At 33.0% G+C, this 26111-nt stretch carries 30 protein-coding genes; all 30 read left to right on the top strand.

Annotated features, from left to right (window positions below; all coding sequences use genetic code 11):
* Window positions 1–6 precede the first annotated feature (6 nt).
* The 30 genes from CS884_RS06635 (at window position 7) to CS884_RS06490 (ending at window position 26096) form a co-directional block, all read left to right on the top strand.
* Complete coding sequence (locus CS884_RS06635; protein WP_099321101.1) at window positions 7–732, top strand: hypothetical protein; 726 nt, start codon at window positions 7–9, stop codon at window positions 730–732.
* Entirely contained in the window at window positions 725–1405 is a 681-nt protein-coding gene (locus tag CS884_RS06630; protein WP_099321100.1) for a hypothetical protein, read from the top strand. The genes CS884_RS06635 and CS884_RS06630 overlap by 8 nt, the downstream gene beginning before the upstream one ends.
* Window positions 1402–2130, top strand: a complete 729-nt coding sequence (locus tag CS884_RS06625; RefSeq protein WP_099321099.1) for a hypothetical protein — start codon at window positions 1402–1404, stop codon at window positions 2128–2130. The genes CS884_RS06630 and CS884_RS06625 overlap by 4 nt, the downstream gene beginning before the upstream one ends.
* Window positions 2066–2275, top strand: a complete 210-nt coding sequence (locus CS884_RS06620; protein ID WP_099321098.1) for a hypothetical protein — start codon at window positions 2066–2068, stop codon at window positions 2273–2275. Before CS884_RS06625 ends, CS884_RS06620 begins: the two co-directional genes overlap by 65 nt.
* 11 nt (window positions 2276–2286) lie before the next feature.
* The gene (locus CS884_RS06615; RefSeq protein ID WP_099321097.1) at window positions 2287–4371 is read left to right on the top strand and encodes a hypothetical protein; all 2085 of its coding nucleotides are present in this window, start codon (window positions 2287–2289) and stop codon (window positions 4369–4371) included.
* A gap of 14 nt (window positions 4372–4385) precedes the next feature.
* A complete protein-coding gene (locus CS884_RS06610; protein WP_099321096.1) occupies window positions 4386–4808 on the top strand; it encodes a hypothetical protein in 423 nt (140 codons plus the stop codon).
* 5 nt (window positions 4809–4813) lie between these two features.
* Window positions 4814–5224 carry a hypothetical protein gene (locus CS884_RS06605; RefSeq protein WP_099321095.1) on the top strand — a complete coding sequence of 137 codons (411 nt, stop codon included), beginning with the start codon at window positions 4814–4816 and terminating at the stop codon, window positions 5222–5224.
* 16 nt (window positions 5225–5240) lie between these two features.
* Window positions 5241–5459: a hypothetical protein gene (locus tag CS884_RS06600; protein WP_099321094.1), complete on the top strand. Its 219-nt coding sequence runs from the start codon at window positions 5241–5243 to the stop codon at window positions 5457–5459.
* A complete protein-coding gene (locus CS884_RS06595; RefSeq protein ID WP_099321093.1) occupies window positions 5452–8397 on the top strand; it encodes a phage tail tip lysozyme in 2946 nt (981 codons plus the stop codon). The genes CS884_RS06600 and CS884_RS06595 overlap by 8 nt, the downstream gene beginning before the upstream one ends.
* 3 nt (window positions 8398–8400) lie before the next feature.
* Complete coding sequence (locus tag CS884_RS06590) at window positions 8401–10473, top strand: hypothetical protein (RefSeq protein WP_099321092.1); 2073 nt, start codon at window positions 8401–8403, stop codon at window positions 10471–10473.
* Between the two features lie 8 nt (window positions 10474–10481).
* The gene (locus CS884_RS06585) at window positions 10482–11786 is read left to right on the top strand and encodes a hypothetical protein (RefSeq protein WP_099321091.1); all 1305 of its coding nucleotides are present in this window, start codon (window positions 10482–10484) and stop codon (window positions 11784–11786) included.
* Entirely contained in the window at window positions 11770–12378 is a 609-nt protein-coding gene (locus CS884_RS06580; RefSeq protein WP_099321090.1) for a hypothetical protein, read from the top strand. Before CS884_RS06585 ends, CS884_RS06580 begins: the two co-directional genes overlap by 17 nt.
* Window positions 12379–12380: 2 nt before the next feature.
* Entirely contained in the window at window positions 12381–13067 is a 687-nt protein-coding gene (locus CS884_RS06575; RefSeq protein WP_099321089.1) for a hypothetical protein, read from the top strand.
* Entirely contained in the window at window positions 13064–13708 is a 645-nt protein-coding gene (locus CS884_RS06570; protein ID WP_099321088.1) for a LysM peptidoglycan-binding domain-containing protein, read from the top strand. Before CS884_RS06575 ends, CS884_RS06570 begins: the two co-directional genes overlap by 4 nt.
* A 12-nt stretch (window positions 13709–13720) precedes the next feature.
* Window positions 13721–14806, top strand: coding sequence for a baseplate J/gp47 family protein (locus CS884_RS06565; RefSeq protein WP_180753302.1), 1086 nt, complete (start codon window positions 13721–13723; stop codon window positions 14804–14806).
* Window positions 14807–14808: 2 nt separating this feature from the next.
* Window positions 14809–15825, top strand: coding sequence for a hypothetical protein (locus tag CS884_RS06560; protein ID WP_099321086.1), 1017 nt, complete (start codon window positions 14809–14811; stop codon window positions 15823–15825).
* A gap of 1 nt (window position 15826) precedes the next feature.
* Window positions 15827–16381 carry a hypothetical protein gene (locus CS884_RS06555; protein ID WP_099321085.1) on the top strand — a complete coding sequence of 185 codons (555 nt, stop codon included), beginning with the start codon at window positions 15827–15829 and terminating at the stop codon, window positions 16379–16381.
* Between the two features lie 8 nt (window positions 16382–16389).
* Entirely contained in the window at window positions 16390–19806 is a 3417-nt protein-coding gene (locus CS884_RS06550; RefSeq protein ID WP_099321084.1) for a DUF4815 domain-containing protein, read from the top strand.
* A gap of 6 nt (window positions 19807–19812) precedes the next feature.
* A complete protein-coding gene (locus tag CS884_RS06545) occupies window positions 19813–19998 on the top strand; it encodes a hypothetical protein (protein WP_099321083.1) in 186 nt (61 codons plus the stop codon).
* Window positions 19999–20029: 31 nt separating this feature from the next.
* Window positions 20030–20602, top strand: a complete 573-nt coding sequence (locus CS884_RS06540) for a hypothetical protein (protein WP_099321082.1) — start codon at window positions 20030–20032, stop codon at window positions 20600–20602.
* 3 nt (window positions 20603–20605) lie between these two features.
* Window positions 20606–21130 (top strand): hypothetical protein, encoded by a 525-nt coding sequence (locus tag CS884_RS06535; protein ID WP_099321152.1) that lies wholly within the window; start codon window positions 20606–20608, stop codon window positions 21128–21130.
* A gap of 9 nt (window positions 21131–21139) precedes the next feature.
* A complete protein-coding gene (locus CS884_RS06530) occupies window positions 21140–21757 on the top strand; it encodes a hypothetical protein (RefSeq protein WP_099321080.1) in 618 nt (205 codons plus the stop codon).
* A 3-nt stretch (window positions 21758–21760) separates the two neighbouring features.
* Entirely contained in the window at window positions 21761–22408 is a 648-nt protein-coding gene (locus tag CS884_RS06525; RefSeq protein WP_099321079.1) for a hypothetical protein, read from the top strand.
* Between the two features lie 48 nt (window positions 22409–22456).
* Window positions 22457–23674: a DUF6273 domain-containing protein gene (locus tag CS884_RS06520; RefSeq protein ID WP_099321078.1), complete on the top strand. Its 1218-nt coding sequence runs from the start codon at window positions 22457–22459 to the stop codon at window positions 23672–23674.
* Complete coding sequence (locus tag CS884_RS06515; protein WP_099321077.1) at window positions 23674–23895, top strand: hypothetical protein; 222 nt, start codon at window positions 23674–23676, stop codon at window positions 23893–23895. Before CS884_RS06520 ends, CS884_RS06515 begins: the two co-directional genes overlap by 1 nt.
* On the top strand, window positions 23895–24038 hold the full coding sequence (locus CS884_RS06510; RefSeq protein ID WP_099321076.1) for an XkdX family protein: 144 nt from the start codon (window positions 23895–23897) through the stop codon (window positions 24036–24038). Before CS884_RS06515 ends, CS884_RS06510 begins: the two co-directional genes overlap by 1 nt.
* A gap of 106 nt (window positions 24039–24144) precedes the next feature.
* Window positions 24145–24618, top strand: a complete 474-nt coding sequence (locus CS884_RS06505; protein ID WP_099321075.1) for a hypothetical protein — start codon at window positions 24145–24147, stop codon at window positions 24616–24618.
* A 50-nt stretch (window positions 24619–24668) separates the two neighbouring features.
* Complete coding sequence (locus CS884_RS06500; RefSeq protein WP_099321074.1) at window positions 24669–25388, top strand: peptidoglycan amidohydrolase family protein; 720 nt, start codon at window positions 24669–24671, stop codon at window positions 25386–25388.
* Between the two features lie 9 nt (window positions 25389–25397).
* Entirely contained in the window at window positions 25398–25778 is a 381-nt protein-coding gene (locus CS884_RS06495; protein ID WP_099321073.1) for a hypothetical protein, read from the top strand.
* Window positions 25779–25913: 135 nt separating this feature from the next.
* Entirely contained in the window at window positions 25914–26096 is a 183-nt protein-coding gene (locus CS884_RS06490; RefSeq protein ID WP_099321072.1) for a type II toxin-antitoxin system HicA family toxin, read from the top strand.
* Window positions 26097–26111: the final 15 nt, after the last annotated feature.

Genomic DNA, 26111 nt, shown 5'->3' with positions numbered 1-26111 from the left:
GATATTATGGCAGCTAATGCAGGTTTTATACCTAAAAACTTTGATGAATTAATAGAAACTCATGGTTATAACGCTTCATGGTATCAATCTATTGTTTGTGAGTGCATGATTGAAGGTCAGCCAGATCCGCATTGCCCTTATTGCAAGGGCGAAGGCTATAGATACATTAGAAGAAAAGAAATAAAGGTTGTTGCTACTAGCTTTAATGGTAAACAAGTTTTAAAACTTGAAGGAATATCAGAGCCGGGGACAGTATATATTACCCCAGAAAGAGATATTATAATGTCCTACCATGATAAATTAGACTTTTATGAAATCGACTGTAGATATTCACAAGTTGTTACAGTTAATGGCAACAAAACCTCCAGCACCTATAGACCGATTAAGAAAGTTATTTTTGTAATGGTAGGCGACTATGTCTATGATGAAAATATAGATTTTAAAATTAGTGAAGATAAACACCATTTAGAATGGATAGATGAAAGCTCAAAACCCCCAAATGGAGCAAGAGTAAGTGTTTTATACTTAACTAGCCCAGAGTATATGATAAAAGAGATGACTCATGAATTAAGATCTGTAAATGTATCTAAAGGCTTAAAAGAGCCTCAAACAGATATTATGCCAAAGCAGTACCTAGCAACTAGAATAAATTTTGCTTATGGTAATACGGTTAATGCTAAAAGGGAATATGAACCTAGTTTAGAAAAAGACGGAGGATTTGCTTATGACTGATATATACAAGGCTATAGATACAGTAGCAAGTGATATGGTTAAGGCAACTCTATCTTATGCTAGAGATGAACTTATTTATGAAGCAAATACAAAATTAAGATCAACTAGCACAGATTATAAGCAAGCTATATCAGCTGTAACGATGGAAGGCCCATTAAAAGGCTATGTGCAACTAAATGGAAAATTCCCAGCCTTACTTGAAAATGGTTGTAATAAGTTTGATGAAAAAATAGGCTTTTCTAAGTCACCCAAAAGAACAAAAGTAGTTAGACGTGTAGATGGAAAAAATGAGCCAGGTTGGTATTTAACAATACCATTTAGGCACAGAACAGCAGGCAGAGGATCATTACCACCTAAGATATTAAAAGCTGCTAAAAATTTAAAATATGGTCAATACCTTGAAGAAAGTCTTGTAAGAGATTTAGGATATTCACCACAAAGATCTAATACAGGATATAAGTGGAAAAATTCTAAATATGATTATCTAGTAAGAAAAACCAAAACATATAAGTCCGGAGCCAAAAGAAGTCAGTATTTAACCTTTAGGAGAGTATCAGATAAGTCAGATCCAAAAAGCTGGTTTCATCCAGGCTTAAAAGGTATTAAAGCTTTTCCAAAGGTTAGTAAAAAGGCTGAAAAATTTTCATATGATTATTTGGAGGCTAACCTATGATACAGATGCTGGACTTGTTTGTAAAAAGCAAAATAAAAAAAGTTTTGAATTACTTATCTAACAATGTTGAATTGATAGATAAGTTTTTTTTATACGCAGATGAAAAAACTAACGAAGACGTTAAAAAATTCATAAAAGAATACAAAATCAACGTGAGATCAAGCTATCCTAGAGAAGAATTGTATCTACCTTGTATTGTTGTCTTGGTGGAGTCGGATCAAGAGGTTTCTTATGGTTTGGGAAATGGTATAGACGAAAACTATATAGGAAATGAATCAGATAGTAATTATCTTAATTGGTCAAAGAATATAAGACACCCAATACAAGAAAGTATTCAAATGCAAACAAATATAAGGTGTGAAATATGGAGTGATAACGCAATTATCACTTCTTTTTTGTATGCAATAACAAAATATTGCTTATTGACAACAAGAAAAGATTTTGAGGAAGAAAACATAATCTTATCAAGTTTAAGTGGTGGAGATTTAGAGCCTATACCAGATTATATAAACTTTTTTGTTTATAGAAGGGCTTTAACTTTATCTTGTGAATATACAACGACATACTATAGATTTGATGAATTTGCAGGAGAATTAGATTCTCAATTCAATTTAGGAACAACTATTAACGATATATCTATTAATCGTAAAGGAGTAGATGATGACGGAAAAGAAAATTGCACCAAAAGCGAAACAAGAGGTAAAGAAAGAACCTCAAAAGAGTAAAAGGCTAATTTCCTTTAAAGAATATTTTATTGGAAAAGGAAATGTAAGAGCAGAAACCAAAGCAGCAATAAGAGTCAAACTTAATGGCCAATTATACAAAAGCCAAGAAGAGTGGGACAAAATTCTTGCTGCTGAAATTGAATAAGGAGTAAATATATGGCATATAAAAAAGGCTACCATTTTCACAAAGTAAGATACAGAAAACCAGGTGTTTATTCTCATGTAGAAAGTAATATGAGAATATTTAAAACCAATGGAGCAAAGAATATGGCATTAATAGGATCTTCTAAAGGTGGCGTTCCTGGAGAAATAACTATCATAGAAGACCCTGAAGATGCTATCAAAATTCTAAAAGGTGGATATCTTTTAGATGCAGCTTTAAAAGCTTACGATCCTGTTATTGAAACAAAAGATGGAGTAGAAATAGGTGGAGCAGATCAAATTTTCTGTATAAGATCAAATGACGCTACAAAGTCAATGGGAAATGTATTCCAAAAGAAAGAAGTACCGGCAACAGTCGGAAAGGTAATAAGCACTCAACACGCTAACTCAACTGGAAGCCTAACAGTAAAAGGCGATTATACTGGCAAAGAAAACAAAACCTTTAAGATTGAAATTACATCAACTGGACTTAGAGATATTTCTGATGCAACATATAAATACTCTTTAGCATCAGATGGAGAGCAAATAGGCGAAGAACTATCACTAAAAGAAACAGCTAATGCAACTGATAAGGATTTAGGAGATGGAATTAAAATAACTTTTGGCCAAGGTAAATACAATCAAGGCGATACATTCCTAATACCTTGTACAGCACCTGTAACCGAGTCAGAATTTGTTTATACAATAACTTCAAAAGACTACGGAGAAGAAAACAACTTAATATCACACAAACTAACAGACGGAGCATCAGCCAATACAAAATGCTTGACTATCTATGACGCTAAATCAGATAAGTACGAGATATTCGACAATTTGGGTGGTGCTTTTTCTATTAAATATACCGGTGATGAAAAATACGCTAGTATTTCAATCATATCTAATGGTAAAGGTGATTCTATAAAACTTCAAACCTATATTGGCGAGAATGCAGAAACAGCAAAGGTTGATATCGACCTTAACCTTGACCCTACACAATATAGAAACGTTAGAAGTCTAGCACTTTATTTAATGGGTTACGAAAACTACGATATAGAACCTGTTAAAACTGCAAATATTGAATTGTCAGTATTGGATTTAGATTTCTTTGATAAGAAAGAGATTACAGAAACAACTCCAATTACTGGTGTTCTAAGAGATATACAAAAAACAACTAAGACTCAATCAGAATATGTTGAGGTAACTATCATAAATAGAGAAGTTTCAAATTATGAAAACTATCCATTTACTTTACTAGCAGGTGGAAGCGAAGGAAGAGAAGCTAGATCCTTTATCAAATTCTTAGATAAATTAGGAAAATACGATATCGACTACATCGTTCCACTAACTGATGATATTGGGATTATCGCTGAATGTAGAGAACACGTAATTAAGATGAGTGAAAGATATGGCAAAGAAAGAAGACTAGTCTGTGGTGCTGCTAACAATATATCAGTTCAACAACAAGTTAATTTCAAATCTCAATTAGAACATGAAAGAGTCCAATTTACTGGTCAAGGTATCTATGACTTTAACAATAAACTATATCCTGCATTTATTCATGCAGCTATGTATGCTGGTAGATTTGCTTTCTTAGGTGTTGAAAGTGCAACAGCTGATGTTTTCAACTATTTAAAACCTGAAAAAACATATCCAGAAGATGATAAGAACAAGCTTATAGATAATGGAGTTCTATTTGACGATATGGTTGCTAGTAGAGATAATCAATTGATTTTCTACCCTAAACTTGTATGGGACTACACTACTTTTGCACAATATAATGACCCACTCAAGGTTGAAAGATCTACAGGAGCTATTGCCGACCAACTTTCTAAAGAAATTAGAAAACAACTTGATAAGATGCTAACTGGTAAATTGACACCTTATTCTGTACTTGAATCTGCAAGAAACAGAGCTATTTCTGTTTTACAACAATACAAGAAAGACGGAATAATTATTGCTTATAAGAATGTCAATATATCAAAAAAGAATGACAGAGTATATCTAACATTCGATGTAGCACCAACAGAAGTAACTAACTTCACATTTATCGATATCACATTCTACAGTGAAGAACTATCCATCATGGATCAAGAAAGTTAGAGAGGTAAATATACATGGCAAGTGCAGAAAAACAAACGGTTGTAACTGGTGCAACCGTCCTATTAAAAATTAAAGGACAAGTAGTTGGCAGAGCACAATCATTAGATCCTAAAATTTCTTATGGAACTGAAGGAGTGTATGAGATAGGCTCAATAATGCCACAAGAACACGTACAAAATAGATATGAAGGTACTTTCACCCTAGAAAGATATATGTTAAGAAATACAGACTTGGCAGATGTTGGATATATAGGGCTTGGAGAAGATATTCTTCAAAAAGATATTATCGATATAGAAGTAATAAACAAATGGGACAATAAAACACTTAGAGTCTACAGAGGTTGTACTTTTAGTGATTACACAACTACTATTAGAGCTAACGCTATAGCAGGTGAAAATGCTACAGTACAATTCTTATCATGCGATATGGGAGAATAAAATAGATGCAAGGATTAAAAGAGTTTACAGATTTAAGTGCTAGAGAAAAAGAAATTGAATTTGAAAGCACAATTCAAGGGGAAAAAGTAAAGGGGACTTTCGTTGTAAAGTTCCCTTCTATTCGCGATAGAGTTGCAATAGGTACTAAAATGTCACAATTATTAGCTGATGCTTCATTATCAACCCTACCTAATGAAAGTTATTTCCTAGCAGAAGCTATTGCTTTTCTCGATAATTTAATTGTTAAAAAACCTGATTGGTTTGACTATGACAAGATAGATAATCCAGAAACCGTTTTGGGATTATACGAAGAGGTCAATATGTTTATAAATTCCTTTCGACCAACAAATGAAGAAACTGGATCTAAAGGAACTGGCGATAAATCCTTGGATAAGGAGTCTGTGGAAAGCAAGTAAAATACTTGGTTGTTCAATGTTTGATGATAGGTTAGCTAATTACAATGCCTATGATTTAGAATTGATGCAATGGCTAAGCTATTTTGATGATCCTATGAACATAGACCAATACAGAAGAAGTTTCACCGATCCAGAATTTGAAAAATGGTGGAATGAAGATGCTCCTGAAGTAGAGAAAAAACAAATAGATGTAAATAATGAACAGCAATGGGAGGAGGTGGATATAGATGAGTGATATCAAGATTAATGTACAAGCCAATACAGATCCTGCTAAACAGAGTTTTTCAAATTTAAGCAAATATATAAAAAATGTACAAAAAGATGCTCAAAATTTTGGTATTGGTGGATCTGAAAGCTCCAATTTAACAGATTTTGCTAGCAAAGATAAAGATAATATAGGCGATTTATCAGAAGTAATTAGAAAGCTTAGTAATAACATTGATAAGTTAGGTCAAAGTTTTTCTGCTAGAAGCGCTTATAATAATTCTACAAATTTTCCATCTTCTCCATCTAGCTTTAATAGTTCTGATGTTAATTCAAGTAATAATAAAAGCTTTAAAGATAATTTATTTGGAAATTTAACAAAAAGTGGACTTGCAATAGGAGCTGGAAGAGCGGTTTTTTCTTATCTAAACAATGGTTCAAAAAATGCAGCTGCTTATGAGAAAAACGCCTTAGATATTTACAATAGACTAGGAGTTTACGGAAGCGACTTTAACAAGGCTAGAAGTGAAGCTAGTAATCAAGGTAAGAAATATGGTTTTGATACTGGACAAGTAATGAATCTACAAGATACCTTGGTTAGTGGTGGATATTATGGGCAAAATGACTTAAAGCAAAGCTCAAAAGATATGATGGAAACATCATTAGCTTTTGGTATTAACGCCAATTCTCTAGGATCGGATTTTTCTCAATTAAGAAAAAGAAGTTTTGACAATATAAGCTCAAAAGAATACACAGACGCTATAGGAACAAATATTGCCGCCACAGGTATGAAAGGCAGAGAAGATGAACTCGCACGAAGTCTTGCTGATATTACAGATGTAATAACTAAAGGCAAACTTGAAGTGACTTCATCTGACTTTGAAATGGCAGCAAGCCTACAAGCACAATTAGCTAGGCAAAATCCTGCATTAAAAGGTGATAAGGCTGCTGAACTTGTAGGTAAAATGCAAGGTGGATTTAACGCTAGAGACAACATGACCTTGAGAATGTTTGGTTATGGCGAAGAGTTAGGCTATGGCGAAGATGCACTAAAAGAAGCTAGAAGAAGAGCAGAACATGGTTTTTCAGATCCTGAAGCAATAAAAGCTTTAACAAGAGGTCTTGGTAAAAATCTTCATAGTGATACTATGAGATCCCTATGGTTGCAAGATCATATGGGAGTTACCGTTGATGAAGGCGACGAAGTTGTAAAACTTCTTAATCAAGGTCCTGAATCATACAAAGAAATCCAAGAAAAGTATGGCAAGGGTGGAAATAAAGAAGCACAACTTGATAACGCTATAAACTCAAAAGCATTAATAAATACCAATTATGAGTTGAACAAAGAAGCCACTTCTATGGATGCGGGCAATGCTCTTAATGAAGCTACAAGACCATTTAAAGAAACCTACAACAATATGCCAAGTTTCTTACAAGGTACAAGCTCAATAGCTGGTCAAGCCTTAATAGGTGGGGGTATAGGTGCAGCAGTAGCAAATGTACCAAGGTTACTTATCGGTAATCTAGGCAAGGGTGCTGGCAGTTCAGCTGGCGAAAGTGCAAAAGTCTTTAGTTTATTTTCAAAATTAAAGAATCCGGTTGTTGCAGAAGAAGGCGGAAATGTTGCTAAGTCTGTAAGTTTTCTAGGTGAAAATGCAGGCAAATTTTCTAAAGGTTTAGGTATAGCAGGTACAGCTATTACAGTTGGTACATATGGATATGAAGCTTACAACAATTTCAAAAAAGGTGATGTAAAAGAAGGTTTTGGATCCATCGGTGCTGGTGCTGGAACATTGGGTGGCGGTTTTGCTGGTGCAAAATATGGCGCTATGGCAGGAACAGCAATAGCTGGCCCAGTAGGAACTATAATAGGTGGAGCTTTAGGCGGTATAGCTGGTGCATTTGTAGGAGATAAACTAGGTAGAAAACTAGGGAAAGGCGCTGCAAGTATATCTACTGTTGAAGCAAGCGAACTCCACAAAGACAAAAAAGATAAAGATCTTGTTGGTAGAAAAGAATTAGTTGTTAAAAGAGAAGAACAGCTATTAGATAGGCTTGAAAATGGTGGATTATTCAACATAACTGTTGAAGGATCTAAAGGCGAGAAAAAAATTAAGTCTACAGGTACAAACAAGAAAGCAGGGTCAAGTTATGCACAAAGTAGAAGTCAATACGCTTTTAATAGAGCTAATGGCTTGCCAGTAGATACTGGTCCTCTCGAAGGCAATGAAAACTTTGATAAGATTTGGAGCTATTTCAAAAAACAAGGCTTTTCTGATGCTGGTACAGCTGGAATTATGGCAAACCTACAAGCAGAATCCGGGCTTAATCCAGCACAAAAACAACTAGGTGGAGGCCCTGGTAGGGGACTTGCTCAATGGGAAGGCCCACGATTTAAAAATCTAGTTAACTATGCACAGTCAAAAGGAACTGATTGGACAAATCTTAAAACTCAATTAGATTTCTTAATGCAAGAGATGAACTCTGATTATTCATCTTCATGGTATGACTCATTCAAAACATCTAATGATGCTAGAAAGTCTGCTGCAAGCTTTGAAAATACCTTTGAAAGACCAGCTAATAATCATAATGTTGAAAGAGGAAATATAGCAGAAACTATATTATCTCAAGGAATAAAACAGCTAAGCGACCAAAAAGATGCAAATATTGGCAGTCAATCCAATATAAGTTCTTATGCTATCGGTATAGATAGAGTACCAGAAGACCAGCTAGCCTTTATACACAAAGATGAAGCAGTTTTATCAAAACTTGATGCAAAAGATTATAGAGAAAGTAATTTGTCAAACGCAACTAACGGAACTATAAATTTAAATGTTAGCATTAATGGAGCAGAAAATAATACCATTACAGAGCAAGTAAAAGAAGCGGTATTAGCAGCGATTAAGCAATTATCTAATAATCAACAAAAATTCCAGCTAAATCAAGTTTATCAAAGAAAGGCAAGGTGATAAATGTATAGCTATGTAAGCAACCCTTATTGTAAAATTACATTTGCCACAGAAAAGGGTAACGTAGAGATATTTCAATTAGCCAACCCTACAACAAATAAGAACCTTGATTTTGATGTACTATCGCTTGAAACTACAAGAGATGTAGGAGCTGATGATTGTGCAACTTTTTCTATATCCTTAGCCTTTAAGCAAGAATGGTATGATAAAATACATTCTTGTGATCTTGTTATTATTGAATTAGGCAGAGGTGATAAAAAAGGGACTGTTTTGTTTGGCATGGTAGATAATTCTTACAAATCTTTAGTGTACGTAGATCTAGTGCCTAAAAGAATTATAAACATAACAGGTAGAGGTTTTAATAAAGCCTTTATGCAATTTGACATTGGAGCAGTGCAAGAAATAAATGCAAGCTACAATATGTGTGGATTTTACCAAGGTCAAGATGCTATTGTAAGTCAAAACTCTCCATCAAAACTTATTAAGACTGTTGTTGATTTCTATCTTGATAAGGGCATAAATCTTAATTTTGCTAATGGAAAATCATTCAAAGATTATTTTAAAGGCATATATCTTGATAATGCAAGACAACGTCAAGAGTCTTTGGGGAATAATTTTACAGCTTATGAGTTTCAAGGCAGTTTATGGACTTACTTAAAAGAATTAAGAAACGCTCCTTTTAATGAGTTGTTTTGGGAAGTGGTTGATGATAAACCGACCCTTATATCAAGACCGACACCTTTTAATCCTACAGATTGGGCAAATCTACCATTATATAAGATAGATGATAAAGATATTATGGATGAAGAATTAGGCACATCTGATTTGGAGTCTTATACAGTTTATTCTGTTAAGGGCGAAAGCTTAATAACAGATTACGATCAATTATTTGGCCCTCCTATTTGGTATAAACCTTATTATGACAGATATGGACTAAGAAGATTACAAGTTACTAGTAAATATTCTAGCGCTGGAGCTTATGGCCCTACTGGAGCTAGTGAGGGTAGCGGTGAATGGGATGTTGGTATTCATGAAAAAAGTGATTATGAAAAAGATCTTGAATTTTGGAAAAAAGAATTTGATCAAAAGAACATAGATGATGCAGCAAAAGAAGCTAAAGAAGAAGCAAAATCTACAGACCTTAGTTACAGCGATGTTAGACGTGAAACTAATTATATGGGACTATCTAAAGATGAACTAGAATATAAAAAGAAAAAACTAGAAGAAGAAATAGTCAAAGATAGTGTAGATGAAGCTAAATCAAATATGGAATCAATTATAAGCGAAGCCAACAAAGAAGATGACTCTCAAGTATCACAGAAGACCATTGATTTATTTAATTGGAATATCAAAAATGGAATGATGGAAAACGGTAGTTTCATTTTAAGAGGTGATGCTGTATATAAAGTTGGTTGTAGGTTATTAGTACCAACTACTGATATGGAATACTATATTGAAAATGTTAGTCACAGTTTTGTTTATGCAGAAGGTCGGAAAACAACTTTACAAGTAACTAGAGGCTTAAAATACGGTAGTCGATTTAAAAAGCCTTGGAATCAATGGCAGATGATAACCGCGGATGATATGACAGAAATAACAGGCATGGACTATTCATCAATGGATATACCAGTTCAATATGGCGGTAGTACAAGCGGAGGATATGTACCGATTAAATATTCAGATCCTACTGGATTTAGAGCAAGTATTGCTTCTATAGCTTGGAGTCACGCAAATGAACGTTATGATATGGGATCATTAAGAATGAATGATGGAATTTCAGATTGTTCTAGTTTGGTATACAAGGTAGCAATGGAAGCACAGGGCAGAGATTGGCATGGAACATGGGCTCCATCAACTTATACAATGATAGAACAAGGGGAGAAACTAAAGCTATGGTATAAAATACCACTTAGTGAGGTTAAACCTTGGGATATACTATTAAGAAATGAGCATACAGAATTTCTATCTGATGATGGTAGAACATTTGGGGCACATGATTATGGTGTACCTTCTGGCCCAGGCAGAAAATATAATCCAGCAAATTGGAATTGTGGACTTAGAATATATGGTTTGTAGGAGGAATGATGAGATTACAATCAAGTTTAGGTGAAGTCCAATACGGAGGAAGAGCAGATGCAGACAATCAAGGGAAAATCATAACAGGTACTGTAACAAGAGTATATGATAAAAATGGTACAGCTGATGTTTTGCTACAATCAGGTTCTTTTGTAGGGGATAATCAAATAACAAATGGAATAGTTAATTCTTGTGTACAATTAGAAAGCTATTCTGGTTATGATGAAGAATCAGATATGTATTATGGAGATTACACGCCTTTGCAAGTAGGTCAAAGAGTTGTACTTGCTTTTATAGGATCTGAAAAATATAAACCTATTATTATTGGAACTCTTCCAACCTGGAATAAAAATAAAACTAATGTAAATCCTAGAATAGATGCTTATGGTGAAGCTGTAGCTACACGTGGCGAAAGCGCAAGAGTAAATAAGGATCAATCTTATACTTATAGAAATGGTAGTGGTGAATATGAAAATGTTGAAAGTTCATGTGCTTTTTCTGTAGGTAAAATCCATAAAATGAGTGATCATAGAGAAGATGCTTTTAACTTTGAAGATTTAACGCTTAAAAACAAAAAGACAAACAAAACTATTCGCCACAACTTGCATACAAGCTTAATAGAACCCTTTAACTATCTAAGAGTTACAAAAGATTCTGTAGAAGATAGGGCTGATGCAAAATACAACAGATGGTATCACGATGCACAATTAGGCATTACAAGATATTCTCAAGATACACCCGACTTTTTATTTACTATAGGTATAGATGAAAATAAGAATTTTGAAATTAGAACACAACCTAAAACGTTCAAAAGGCTTAGAAGAGATGACGAGCCTAAAGAATACGACAGAAGAACATTAAGAAAATCAGAGTCTAAGATAATGAGAAAACATTTTGAAGAAAATCCTAGACCAGAAATGGAAGTCCCAGATATAGTGGAACTTGCAAGTGTTAAAATTGAAAATGATGGGACTTTATCATTATTTAGGCAAACTGACAAAGGACAAACAAAGTTATCTTTTACTGAAAAGGGAGTAAGATTGGAAACATCAGAAGATGTTGAAATTAAAACAGAGCAAAAAGTAAAAATACTTTCTGATAGTGATGTTAGAATAGACTCTATAGGTGAAACAACCATTAACTCAAAAGGAAGTGTTAACATAAGATCCGGTAGTAGTATAAATTTAATTGCACCCGAAGTAAATGAAATCAAAGGATCTAATTCGCCAATTGATAGATACGATAGTAAGCCTATAAGATTTATCGATCCAGGCGAAACAGGAACAGGAAATAAAAATGGCCTTGAATGGTAATGCTTATGATGGAATTAATAGATTAAAAAGAATGGAGTTGGAATATAAAAATCAATCCTATGTATTTGATTTAAACCCAGAAACTTATGATTTAAAAATTCCAAATAGAGTAAATGTACATTATACAAAAGTTGGAGCAGTAGTTGATTTGTTTGGATCCGGATTAAAAGAACTTAATATAGTAGGCACTACAGGCTACAAAGGAACAGGAAAAGATCCAGCACATGGATATCAAAAGTTTCTAAGCCTTAAAAAAACTATGTTAACAGTTATGGATGATATAAGAGATGGAAGACCAGTAAAGGACTTTTTAAACTTTTATAATCATACTGATGGCGAAGCATACGTAACAATACCAATTAGATTAAATATTTCTAGAAATGTTAACCAGCCACTAATATACAAATATGATATACAACTTTATGTATTAAGACGTGTTGGAGATGCAGTAGAAAGTCCCGAAATACAAGTAATAGGAAATCCATTAGAAAGTCCTAAAACGATAACAATAACAGTAAGAGATAGAGATGTAATAGAAAAACTTGACACTAACGATACAAAGTTTAGCAAAGTTAATTTAACAAAGGATTGATTATGATCCAATTAATTGAAAACTTATCCCCTTTAGTAGGTTGCAAAGTTAATTCTATAAGATGGTGCCCTTCAACGGCTTACCAAATATGTAAGAATCTTAGATTTGCTTCCCTTGTTTGCTTAGATGTAAACAATGATAAATACTACAAAAGTGGGATTAAATATAAATTTGAAAACAAAATAAGTATCAGTACTTATAATATCCACAAGAAAGTACTTGCAATGGACAAAAACGTACTTGATACGAGCTACTTTATACAGACACAATCTTTTACCAACTTTCCAGGTGATGTTAAGAACACATTATCATTAAATGATATGCTTTTCTTCTATTCTATAAACAAATTTAAGAATGACAGTGCTATATTTGATTGTTTAGAGAGTTTACACGAGATTAAAAAAAGCTATTTATATACTTATATACTTTTTATCCTACTTGACTCTTATAGTCTAAGATATGAGCTATACAAGCATTATATATTAGATATAGATATTGAATATGGCGAGCTTAGAGAAGAAAGACTTGATAGGCTTATAAATAATGTTTATTATGTCAAAGATAAGCTAGAAGACTATAATTTGAATAAAACAACAGATCTAAATAATCATCTAACGTGCTTGTTAACTAACTTATGGTTGATAAAGAAAAAGCTTAAACATGATTTTATTGAGGTGGGCGAGCTATGAATGGACTTATTACACACAGAATAGAATTGGGAGATTCTTTACAAAGAATAGCTAAAAAATATGATATTAAAAATTGGCGTGAAATTGTAGAGGTCAATCAATTAGATTCTCCTTACATAGATTCGGTTCACGAAGGATTTTTAGATTATGGAGATAAGAAAGTTGCTAAATTAGGTGAGTATATACTAATACCAACTAGCCAAGCTTATTCTGTTGCTAATAGCAATGACAAATCAGAAATAGAAGCTGTTGCTTATGGAATGGATTTAGACTTATACCACAATAAGACGGTAGACCATGATGTAAAAGGTCATTTGGAAGTCAACCATTCAGATGTTGATATTGTAAAAGGACTTGAAAATTTAGGTCAGCAACTATTATCAAGGCTTTCAGTTGAAAAAGGGAGCTTGTTTATGCACCCTGAATTTGGATCTAGGCTTAGTAGATACTATGGCAAAAATTACAGTCAAGAAAACGTAAATAAAATAATATTTGAAGTTGAATCTTGCATTAGATCGGACTTTAGAGTCAAAGATATAAAAGATATCGATGCAGAAGTTATTGACGGACAAGTGATTATTAGAGCTAAGGTTATTCCAATAGAGCCTGGCAAGCCTTTTAGCTTTGAATATATATTATAGGAGGTGAGAAGCGTGGCCTTTAGAATAAAAGGAGCTAATAGTATTTTAGAAGAGCTTATCAATTGGGTAGCATCAAGAACTGATAAGCTAACAGACTTTAATGTCGGTTCAGCTACCAGAACTCTACTAGAATCGGTAGCACTACAAGCAGAAGAATTTTATTATGATCTTAAAAAAGGCGTTGAGCATGCTATTAGGAATAGCTGTTACAATGCTTTTTCTTTTGAAAGAAAACCTGCAATTAGAGCAGAAGGCTATGTAACAATTTTTTTTGATGAGCCTTTATATCAAGAAATGATAATTCCAAGAGGTAGTCTTTTTCATACTGGTAAGAATAGGCTTAAAAAAGAATATTATAAAAGCGTTGAAAACGTAAAAGTACAAGAAGGTAGCAGATCAATAATAATAAAAATAGAAGCTGTCGAAAAAGGCAAAAGAGGTAATGCTGTAGCTGGTGAAATTTGCAAAATGGAAATGGGTTCAGCAAACATAGCTAATGTTGCCAATACTAACGATATTTTCAATGGTGAAGATAGAGAAAGTGAAGCTAGTAGAGCACAAAGATTTAAAGAATTTGTGCATACTCTACAAAGAGGTACAGCAGAAGCCATTGCTTATGGTATAAAAGAAGTTCCTGGCGTAAGTGGTGTATATATAGATGATAATTACATTGGATTTGCATTAGCTTATGTACATGATAAAGCAGGAAACTTAAATAACGAGCTTTACGAAGAAGTATATAAGGCTGTAGAAATATATAGATCCGCTGGAATTGAAGTAGCTATAAAGCCAGCTGTCAAAAGAATTGTAGACGTGGACAATATAAAAGTTATTTATAGGGAAGGCGTTAATAGCATTTTATACGATTCAATGATTACTGTAGCTATTAAAGAATACATGGACAATATGAAAGTATCTCAAAGCCTTAAATATTCATCTTTATTAGCTTATATATATGACTCATACAGTGAAGCTATAGCTTATGTTGATCTTGAAAATTTAAAGGATGTAAATATAAGAAAAGATGAAATAATTAGACCCGGTGTAATAGCAGTCAATACTACCGTTGAAAAGCTTAAAGGCAAAGAAAAGAGTTAGTAATGAAATTAAGATTGCTGAACTCTATTTATTACAAGTCCTTGTTAGCACTGTATAAGTTAAATGTTGATGCTGATGGAAGAGCTAAGAGCATACTTATTGATGCGATATTTCAAGCTTTAGTAATTCAAAAAGATGGATTGAATTTAGCTATATTAGAAATGGCTTTAGAAACAGCAAATGACGATTGGCTTGACTATTGGGGCAATATGTTTGGAGTACCAAGAGACTACCAAGAAATTGATGATGTTTATAGAAAAAGAATAATAATTGAAATATTGACCCCAAAGAACACACTAGAAGGCATAAAAATTGCAGCTGCAAGAAAAATCAACAAAGACAATAACGAAAATTTATTGCCAGAATCCATTAGAATTTTTGAACCATGGACAAAGCTTATCAAGCTTGATGAAAGAGAATATTTAGATGGCGAAGGAAGGCTGATTTCTTATGATTATTGGATCTATTCTGTAATAGATATATCTTTACCAGATTCAAGTCATATTACACCAGCTTTGATAAACTATCTTAACAGAGTTAAAGCAGCAGGTGTAAAAATCACATTTTCTATTGCTCCTAGATGGAATATTATTAAAGACCAATTTTGGGAAGAAAGAAATACTCACGTTTATAACAAGATATATAGAGAACACTTTATAGATATTGCTTATGTAAATAACGATGCATTTGCAACCGTACCAGATGCAAGAATTGATATCTTATTAGATGATTTAGCAAATACCATTTTAGATGGCAAAGCTATTCTTGAAGGTAAACAAATAATGTTTTGGGATGGAGTTGGCAAGGTAAGAGAAATTTATGCAACAGGAGTATTAAGAAATCATTTAGGCGGGATCTTATCTTTAGAAGATATAGCAAAGGTATTAGAAAAAGAAAACCCGAGCCTAGAAGAAGCTTATGCACTTGAAAACGAATCATTTAGTGCAGATAGACAAAAGGAAGGAAGACTTACTATGACTTTAAAACCTATAGAAGTTAGAACAGAAAGGATCAAATAAGATGGCTATTAAAACAGTCAATACAAATATTTACGAAAGATTGCCAATAATAACTAACACAGCCCATTGTTCCAGAGCCTTATCCTTATTGGAACAAGGAAACATCTTTATTGGTCTTGGCAGAACTAGTCCATGGGAAAATGAAAACAAAGATGGCTTTGTGCCACCTGAACCAAATCTTGATGCTGAAAACCTTGATGAGTTAGTAGGTATGAAAAAAGCGGACAGAGTTTCTATGGTAATTCCAGATGAGTCTGGAGAAATTGAATATGCAAAGATAAAATTTAAAACTTTGACAAAAGAAGAAGCTTTGAAGCTAAAATCCAGATGGGTTTTGATTGAAAGCACCATATATTTTGATGAATTGCCACCAGTTACTTATAGGCAAATAGGCATATTTTCAAGAGTTACACCAAAAAATGGCAACGAAAATAAAAGAATTTTATTGCCAGAGGATATAGAAGATGTTGGTGTTCTTGAAGTGATAGCAAATAGAAAAGTAACAACAAGACAATCAGATACTAAAGATAGCTACTTTATGATTATTGAGTGCTAGGAGGATATATGACAGAAGAAATTAAAAATATTGATTTGTCACAAGCACCATATTATGACATAAATCTAGATAATAATTATACTCAATTGTTATTTAGACCTGGATTTCATCTTCAAAGTAGAGAACTAAACGAATTACAATCTAGTCAAAAAAGAATAGTTAAAAATATTGCTGATTGTTTTTTGAAAGATGGAGATATAAAAAGTGGAGCACAAATACTTATTGAAGATATAGAAGGATCCATAGAAAAGAATGTAACAGTTACAGATGGAAAAATTTATTTAGCTGGAATAGTAAGAGATTTTTATAAACAGACTGTAAGAATAAGAGGAAAAGGTCTTGAAACTATAGGAGTAAGACTTCAAAGAGAAGCTATACAATCTATTGACGATCAAAGGCTTGTTTCTCCTGCAAGTGGTACACCTAATTATGGGTTGCCAGGAGCTGATAGATTAAAAGAAAGCTTGATATTAAGAGCAAACGATGATAAGGCCACTACAATCTATGTATTGCAAGATGGCGAGCTTGTAACAAATAACAAAAACGATGAAGATACCATATTTAATAAGTTCTTAGCTTTGCTAGCTAGAAGAACCTATGACGAATCCGGTCATTACAAGGTTAGGGGTATGGAGCTATCACAAAAGGCACAAAGTGACGAAGAATGCTTATACCTAAACCTATCAAGCGGTAAAGCTTATGTAAAGGGTTGGGAAATAGAAAAGCAAACAGCAACAACTATTCCTATTCCTAGAGCTAATGTAACCAGAAATATTATTGCAGAGCCAAAAATATTTGAGACTGGCAATAGTAGATATTTATTAAATAATAGTCCGGTAGCAAAAATAGATAGGCTTATTTCAGTTATACAAGTAAGTCAAAGATTAACTAGACAAGGGTCGGTAAATGGTACAGATCCTATTCCAAGTCAATTTACACCAGTTGCACAAATCTTATCAGTTAAGCAAACAAACACCAATACAACTTATAGTAAGAATGTTGATTATGTATTAGAGTCTGATACTATAAGATGGCTAGATGGTGGAAAACAACCAGATTTGGGAACTAGTTATGAGGTAGAGCTTACCTACAACAAGGCAATGTTAGCAGACAAAGATTATAAGCTAACAGTAGACAGAGGTAATTATTATATTGAAATTCTTGATGGTGATATGCCAGTAGATAAATCACAAATGATTGTAGACTACACATTTTACTTGCACTATATAGCAAGTATTACCATTGATGAGAAAGGAATGCTAAGAGTTATTACAGGTCAATCAGATACGGTTGACAAAGTAGCACCAGCAGATATTACAGATCAAGATGTTCTTCTTTTAGGTTATGTACAAGTTGCACCGGTAAATGATGTTTTAAAAATAATAAATTCCAGAAGTTTAAGATCAGATATGGCAAGAATCCAAAGAATGTTTGAAAGACTAGAAGATATGGAACTTAACCAAGCCATAACGGACTTAGACAAAGAAGCTCTTGAAGGTGAAGAAGCAACTCAACTAAAGGGGATTTTAACTGATGGCTTTATGGGCTTTAGTAAAGCAGATATAAACCACCCTGATTATAATGCAAGTATAGATGTAACAACTAATGAATTGACTTTAGGTTATAAATTTTCCATCAATAAATTAAGTATAGATAAGGAAAATTCAAAAGATATAAAGGAATACGAAAGAATTGTTACTGCCAGTGGAAAAGAAATAATAGGTGACAAACAGCCTTATGCAACTAGAGCCTATAGGATAAATCCTTTTACAGCCTTTCCAAAAACACCAAGTGTTAAGATCTATCCGCAGGTAGATAATTGGGTAGAAACCAACAGCATAGTATTAAGAGAAAATGGTGGAACGGAAGTATCTTTTAATAGTATTAGAAGAGATAATGGTAAACAAGGCCCGCTATTAGGTGATGGATGGGCATGGAGTTCTACTACTAGTCAAAGTGCATCAACATCTTCTTATCAAACAACATCAACAAGTGTAAATGTAACAGAAAGCGCTATAGAGTATATGCGACCTATAGAGATAACAGTTACAGCAACAAGATTTTTGCCAAAGCAAGACAATATTAAAATTTTATTTAATGATATTGAAGTAGATGCAAAGCCATTAAGCGAAAACAACAAAGGAGCAGATGGACAGCTTATAGCTGACACCAACGGAGAAGTAAAAGCTTCATTTACTATTCCAGCCAAGGTAAGATGTGGAACTGTAAGCGTAGATGTTTTTGCAGAGGATAATCCAAAATTAAGAGGCAAAACACCATTTACAGCTAATGGTATTCTAGAAACAACTACAACTACACACACCACAACTACTCATAAGACTTATACAACAGTTTATACTACAAATTGGTTTCAGAGAAACATAGTAGATCCAGTTGCACAAACTTTTTCTGTTGGCAAAGATCAGATGTTAAATTCAATAGGCTTATATTTTGCTAGCAAGGATAAGGACTATGATCTAAGAATACAAATAAGAAAATGTGATAATGGTTATCCAGGTCAAGAAATTCTCACAGAAAAAGTAATAAACTTTGACGAGATAAATATTAGTGAAGATAGCACTGGTCAAACAAAAATAGACTTTGATAATCCAGTTTATTTAAAGGCTAATGAACAGTATGCAATAACTGTTTTGTCAAACTCATCAACAGCTAGTATATATGTACAAGAATTAGGTAAAAGAGATTTGGCAAGCAAAAAACTTATACTTGAAAATCCATATTTGCCAGGCTTAATGTTTGAATCTTCTAACGCTATAGCATGGAGTGCTAAACAAGACTTTAACCTAAAATTCGATTTGTATACAAATGATTATGTAAGAGAATCTTATGTTTACTTTAACTCTATAAAAGGTATCGAGTATGACTCAATAAAAATACTTTCAGATACATCTGTACCTTTGGATTGCTCTTTGGAATGGTCATATTCAACTGATGAGTCAAAAACATGGTTTCCAATTGCAGTAGATAATCAAATGAACTTACTTAAAAAAGTAGATAATGTAACAATTAGAGCGATTATGACAACTAAAGGTAATTTATCACCGGCAATAGCTTTGGATAGCTTGTTGTTGGTTGGTTGCTTAAATGATAGTAAAAGCTCCTACATTTCAAGAAACGTAGTAACAGATGTTAAATACAGTGATATAAAAGTAGTAGTTGATGTCTATGCTCCAAGTGGAACTGGTGTAGTTTTCTACTATGCTGTTGATCGAGATGGCAAAGAATGGAAAAAACTATCTCAAAAAGGTGAAGGCAAGGTAAAAAAAGTAGGTGGTTATATTGAATACACTTATGAAGCTACAGAAACAAGTCCACAAAACAATTTTAGAATCAAGGTTGACTTATCTTCTAATAACCCTGCACTTATACCAACAGTAAGAAGACTAAAATGTATTATGAAGTAGGTAGATATGGATTATAGAGTTGATGAAGTAGGAGCCTTAATTTTTTCAGCAAAGAAAGACGAAAAAAAAGATAGTATAGACCAAATGCAAGAAGAAATAAAATCAATAAAAGAAATTGTTGAAATGCTAAGAAATGAAAACAAGGCACTTAAAAAAGAAATAGAAAAAATAAAGAAAGGAATGACAATATGAAGTCGTTCCTTTTTTGCTTGAAGGTGACTGTATGGAAAAATTAACTAATCAATCTCCACTTTTTGATATTACCAAAAGAATTAACGAGATCGTAGATGAATTAAATAATAACAAGGATATTTATTTAAATTTTAAGCCAGATATAAGCAAGTCCTTGACTAAAACTTATAAATATACTGATCTTCCCATTTCTTATGATGTAGATGTTATTGGTGTTTACAAGATAGAATTAACGACTGAAAACTCTGTTTTGCCCTATGAATTATCCATAAAGGGACAAAGCACAGAGGGAAAGTTATTCAAAGCTAACAACATTGTCGATAATATTTTTCTTTATAAGGGAGATAAGATTGTCTTTAAAGAAAAAACATTAGCCGAAGGTGATATTCTTACAGTTAGCTACCAAATGAATATTTTAGATTCTTTTATCAAAGAATATAATTCAGTTCAAAACAATATTAGTATAGTTTCAGAAATTTCAGAAGAAAATAAGAAACAAATGGCAGCTATCAAAGAAACAATAAAAGACTTTTACAATGTACAAGATTTTGAGCCAGTAAGTCAAGAAGAATTGCTCCAGTTATTAGGAAGTTTAGGAGAATAGCCTATGGAAAAAGCTTATAAAATCAAAGTAGATATGAAAAATAACAACGGACTTTATACAGGCTTTGTACAATATGACAACAAAACTAATATTCTATATATCAATCTTACTGAAGGGATAAGGATTTTAGAAATTAAAGACTATGAGGAAATTTATTGTCTTATGCTTAGGCCTGATATGAAGACCTTAAAGCTAGATTGCCAAGTTTCAGAAGATAATAAGCAACTAAAAATAGTGCTTACAGATGGAACTCTATGTCAACCGGGGATTTTGCAATGTGAAATAAAGATTATAAATAAAGACTATGTACTAACTAGTGGTGAATTTTATCTACAAGTTAGAAAAGGAATTGGTACAAGTGGTAAGGATACTTTTATATCAAATCCATTTATGATAAGCAAAGATGGTTATACGCCAAAAGTTGGAATAGACTTTTTTACTGAAGCAGATAAGCAAGAGATGTTGGAAAAAATTGGAAAAATGAGTGTAGCTAGGATCACAGAAGAAGATATAGCTAAGATGTTCTAGGAGGAAAAAATGAGTAGATTTTTAGATTTAGTTGGATTGCAACACCTAATAGGATTAATTAAAGAAAAGTTCGTGCAAAAAGAATCTGGTATGGGTTTATCAAAGAATAACTATACAGATGAGGATAAGCAAAAGCTATCGACTTTAAAGACCTATAATGTGGCAACAAGTGAAGAAGCAGGCCTTTTATCTAGCGCAAATCTTAATAAGCTTAACGGATTAGAAGATGGTGCAGAAAAAAATATTATTACAAAGATAAAAAGAAATGGAACACTAGTCAATGTAAGCAACAAAGAAGTCAATATCACAGTACCTACAAAGATATCAGAATTAGTTGATGATAAAGATCTTGTAAACAAAACAACTGTACAAAAACTTATTAGTGATGCAAGGCACATGAAAAAAGAAATAGCAGCAGAAAAGCCAAGCACAGCAGATGAAAATACCATATATCTCATAGGGCCGAAAGGCGAAGGAAGTAACGTTTATGAAGAATGGTTATTCATCAATAAGAAGTGGGAAAAGATCGGAGATACAAACACACAGGTAAATCTTGATGGATATGTTAAAGAAGCAGATTTACAAGCTATAAGTACAGAAGAAATCAACCAAGCCATGGGAGCATAGTCTATGAAACTATTAGATTATGAAGGATTAAAGCAGGTTGTAGGTAAAATAAAAGGACTTATCGAAAAGAAAGCCGACAAAGATAAATTTGAAAAATTAGAAATAAGTTCAAAATTTATCGACACTAAAGATACAGACGAAAGCCCTCAATGGTATATAGAAAATCACCCTTATGAGATAGTAAAAGAATTTAAAAAGACGCTAGCATTAGGCTTACATACCAAAACTGATGCTCAATATTGTCTACTAATAACTATGCAAGGTTGGGAAGATTCAAGTGGTGGATATCCAATACAGATTTGTCTACTTACAAAAAATATGCAGACTTACTTTAGACTAGGTTTAGATAATGTTACATGGTCAAGTTGGGGAAGATTTTTAGATGAGATTGATCTAAAACTAAGTCTTTCTCAATTAAAAGAAGATCCAACTCACAGAACAGTAACAGATGCTGAAAAGACCAAGTGGAACAATATAACCAACGTAGAAAGAATAATTTCATCAGATATATTGGTAAGACTTAAACAGGTTGAAAGTGGACTTTATGAAGATATAACTGGCAACCCATTTACTATTAATTTTAAAGATTTAAATGGGATTAAATTTACCAACGGAGTATTCAATGAAGATTTATCTAGGTTGGAGTGCTAGTAGATGCTATTTTACAAAATATTAAATAGGAAAAGGAAGTGATAAACTTTGAAAAGATTAAGTGATTTACCAATAGGGGCAAAGATTAAGGATATAAATACAAAATACAACGGTCATACCATAGTATGGATAATAGCAGACAAAAATCACAGGGGTTATCCGAATAACACGGTAACACTCATAAGCGAGAGAGTTTTACTAGATAAGAAATTTGATAGTTCTACAATAAAGTACCAAGATTCAGAACTTAGGAGGTGGATTAATGATAATAATGGATTGTTGAAAAATTTTTCTTCTAATTTTAAAAATGATATTGTCTACACTAGCATAAGCACAGCATCTGGAAATGCTACGGATAAAATGTTTTTAGTTTCGATGACAGAAGTAGGGTTAGAAAGCGGTTCTGAAAAAGAAGGATATAGATTTCCCTTATTTACCGACAATAACAGTAGAATGGGCAAAGATTTTGATAACAGCAATAAAGCTTGGTGGCTTAGAACTTTCTATAAATCCACCGAAAATCTGTTGCGCACCGTCGACACCGATGGTAATGCTAACGCCCAGTACTACTACAACGCCTCTGGTGTCCGTCCGCTTTGTAATCTGAAACCTGAAATCTTGATATATGATAATAAAGGCTCTGACGGTGCATACACTATTTCTTGGAATAGAATACCAATCATTGAAACTACTACAAGCGCTAACATGGGTCTACAAAATAAAGAGTTTGAATTTACTTACAAGGTATCAGATCAAGACAATCCAACTCTTACTGTCAATGAATATCTTGATGGTAAATCAACCAAGCAATTTACAGCAACCGCTGGATCAACATATACTTTTAGCTTGTCAAGATTAGCCTATCAAAAATTACTTAATGGCAATCATACTATAAAAATAGTCGCAGATGATAATGAAGGAGGTGTTGCAGAGAAAGTCTTTAATTTTAGAAAGAACGAAACAAAAATACTCTTTGAACTCCAAAAGCCATTACAGGCAGATGCTATGGTAACAAAGGCACTAATAAATCTAGTCGGATCAATACCAGAAAAAGCGATACTAAAAATAGAAGCTTGCAACAATGGTAGTGATGCAAATCCTACATGGGAAGATGTGACAGATAAAGCTGCTGGGAATAAGAAGATATTCTTATCAAATAAGCAAAAAACAGCATCAAATTGGGGATTTAATATAAGAGTAAGTGTAGAAAGAAACGGAGCAATAGGAGAATGTTACATTTCATCAATAGGGGGAAACTTCGAATAATGGCAGTATTTCATAAAATAGATTCTATACTAGGAATCAACAAGAAAAAAGAAGCTGAACAAAAACGCTTTATGGCAATGGGAAAGCAAATTTCCAAACTAACATTAGAAGCTGCTGAAAAAGAGAAAGTCATAGAAGCTTTAGGCAAACAATCAGCTATGAATATGATAAAAATGGCAAAAATGGAAAAAGAAATTCTAGATCTACAAGGGGGCAAATAATGGATTTTTTACAATTAGCATGGCAATATGAATGGATTACACTTGATGAGCTTAAATTTTTGGTAAAAACAAAAAAACAACCTTGGGGACAAATTACTCCAGAAGAATTTAAGATAATTACTGGTCAAGATTATGTTGAATAATTAGTGAACTAGCTAATTATAAGGCTTTAAAGCCTCATCTAAATGATAATTGGTTAAAGCCTAACTGATAATTTAGATAATCAAAAAAAGTTAGGAGAAATAAATTGTGAACATTATAGAAAAAATTGCTGATATTGCAAATAAACAAGGTATTGCTATTGCAATTAGCATAGTTTTGTTAGCTTTTATCTTTTTGTTTGGTAGAAGCTTTTTAAAGCAATATGATGAGCAAAAGAAATTAGACAGAGATAATATTAAAGCTGAAAAAGAATTAGAAAGAAAAGAAAGGAGCGAGGACAGAAAGCTTGTAAGGGAACAAAATCAGTTGATAATTGATTTGAATGTTAAATATACTGATATAATGTCTAAACTTAGCTACAATATGGAAACTAACGATCATATGCTATCTGAACACAATAAAATGTCTGCTGATAATTTTACTAGTATAGATAAAAGATTTGATAGCGTAGATTACCAATTAGAGTCCTTAAAAGGGCAAGTACAAGGTTTAGCACCCAAAGCAACTATAGAGTTAATTTCAAAAAATCTAGATGAACTCAAAAAAGATATAAAAAAATAACAAAGGCTAGCTTAGGCTAGCCTATTTATGTGCATAAGAAAGGATAAATTATGGCTGTAGATATTGACAAGGTAATTAAATGGTGTGAGGATAGACACCGCAAAAAACCCGGTGCTCCTAAATATAGTATGAAATACCCACAAAGATTAGGACCAAATTTTTTGGATTGCTCTTCTATGGTGTATAAGGCTTTGCTTGCTGGAGGTTGGAAGTCCGCAATTAATTACATTGGGACAACTGAAACTCTTTACAAAGAGCCGAATTTAAAAGAAATATACTCATATAAAGATGTTAGACGTGGAGATATTTTTATCAGAGGAGTGCAGGGCAGATCTGGCGGTGCTGGTGGGCATACTGGTATTTTTTATAAAAAAGACGGAATAATCCATTGCAATTACTCAAACAATGGTATTTCTTACAACGACACGACTTGCTATATAGATTATTTTATTGATAGAAAGAGATCCTACAAAGAAAGATACTTTAGACCTATACCTCAAATAGAAAAAGTCAAGGCAAGTGGTGGATATATTACCGATTTTGCTAAAGCGGTTATAGGTGGAAAATATGGAACTGGAAAGACTCGTATAGAACTTATCTATAAGGCTGTACAAACAGAAGTAAATACCTTACTAAAAGGTGGAAAGGGTCGTGGGGATTATGTAACCTTGATGGCTCGTGATGTAATAGCTGGTAAGTATGGAACTGGTTCTGATCGCAAAAAGCGATTATATAAAGCGGTTCAAGATGAAGTAAATAAATTAGTTTAGGAGGAAATAATGACTGATAGTTTAATAATTTTTGTTTTGGTGTTGATAGCTGGAAGTGTGCTTACCCTTACTGTTCAAGGGATAAAAGAAGCTAAGGCAAAAGCACAATTAATAGAAAATGAACTTTTAAGATACGCAACTGATCAAGTTTTGGAGTTAGCAGAAATTATAGTTGGTAGCATTAATCAAACAATTGTGGATCCTTTAAAAAATAGTCCAGAACTTAATTTTGATGAAGAAGCACAAAAGGAAGCATTCAATGGGGCAAAAACCGCAATCAAGAAAAATCTAAATGACAAAAGCAAGGAAATCTTAAGCAAGACTCATGATGATCTTGACTCATATCTTACTGATGTAGTTGAGGCGGAAGTTAGAAAACAAAAAAAATAAATAGTAAAGTGATGATACTGTTTAACTTTGGGCTGGCCTTATGGCTGGCCTCTTTTTTTGTGAAAATAATAAAAAATAAACTTGACAAGGCGTATATATAGGCGTATACTATATATTGAAAGGAGGATATTGTCTTTGAAGAAGCGTGATTTAATAAAAATTATAGAAAGTCACGGCGGTAAATTTGTTAGACACGGTTCAGACCATGATATATATTCAAATGCCGAAGGAACTAAAAAATCACAAGTCCCACGACACAATGAAATAAACGAGATTACTGCTAAAAAGATTTTCAAGCAGTTGGGGATAAAGCTCTAACTGCTCCCCTCAATA

This window comes from Anaerococcus sp. Marseille-P3625 (assembly GCF_900232825.1).
Classification (GTDB): domain Bacteria; phylum Bacillota; class Clostridia; order Tissierellales; family Peptoniphilaceae; genus Anaerococcus.
The sequence above is the reverse complement of the archived record's forward strand: the minus strand, read 5'-3'. Positions and strand labels throughout refer to the sequence as shown.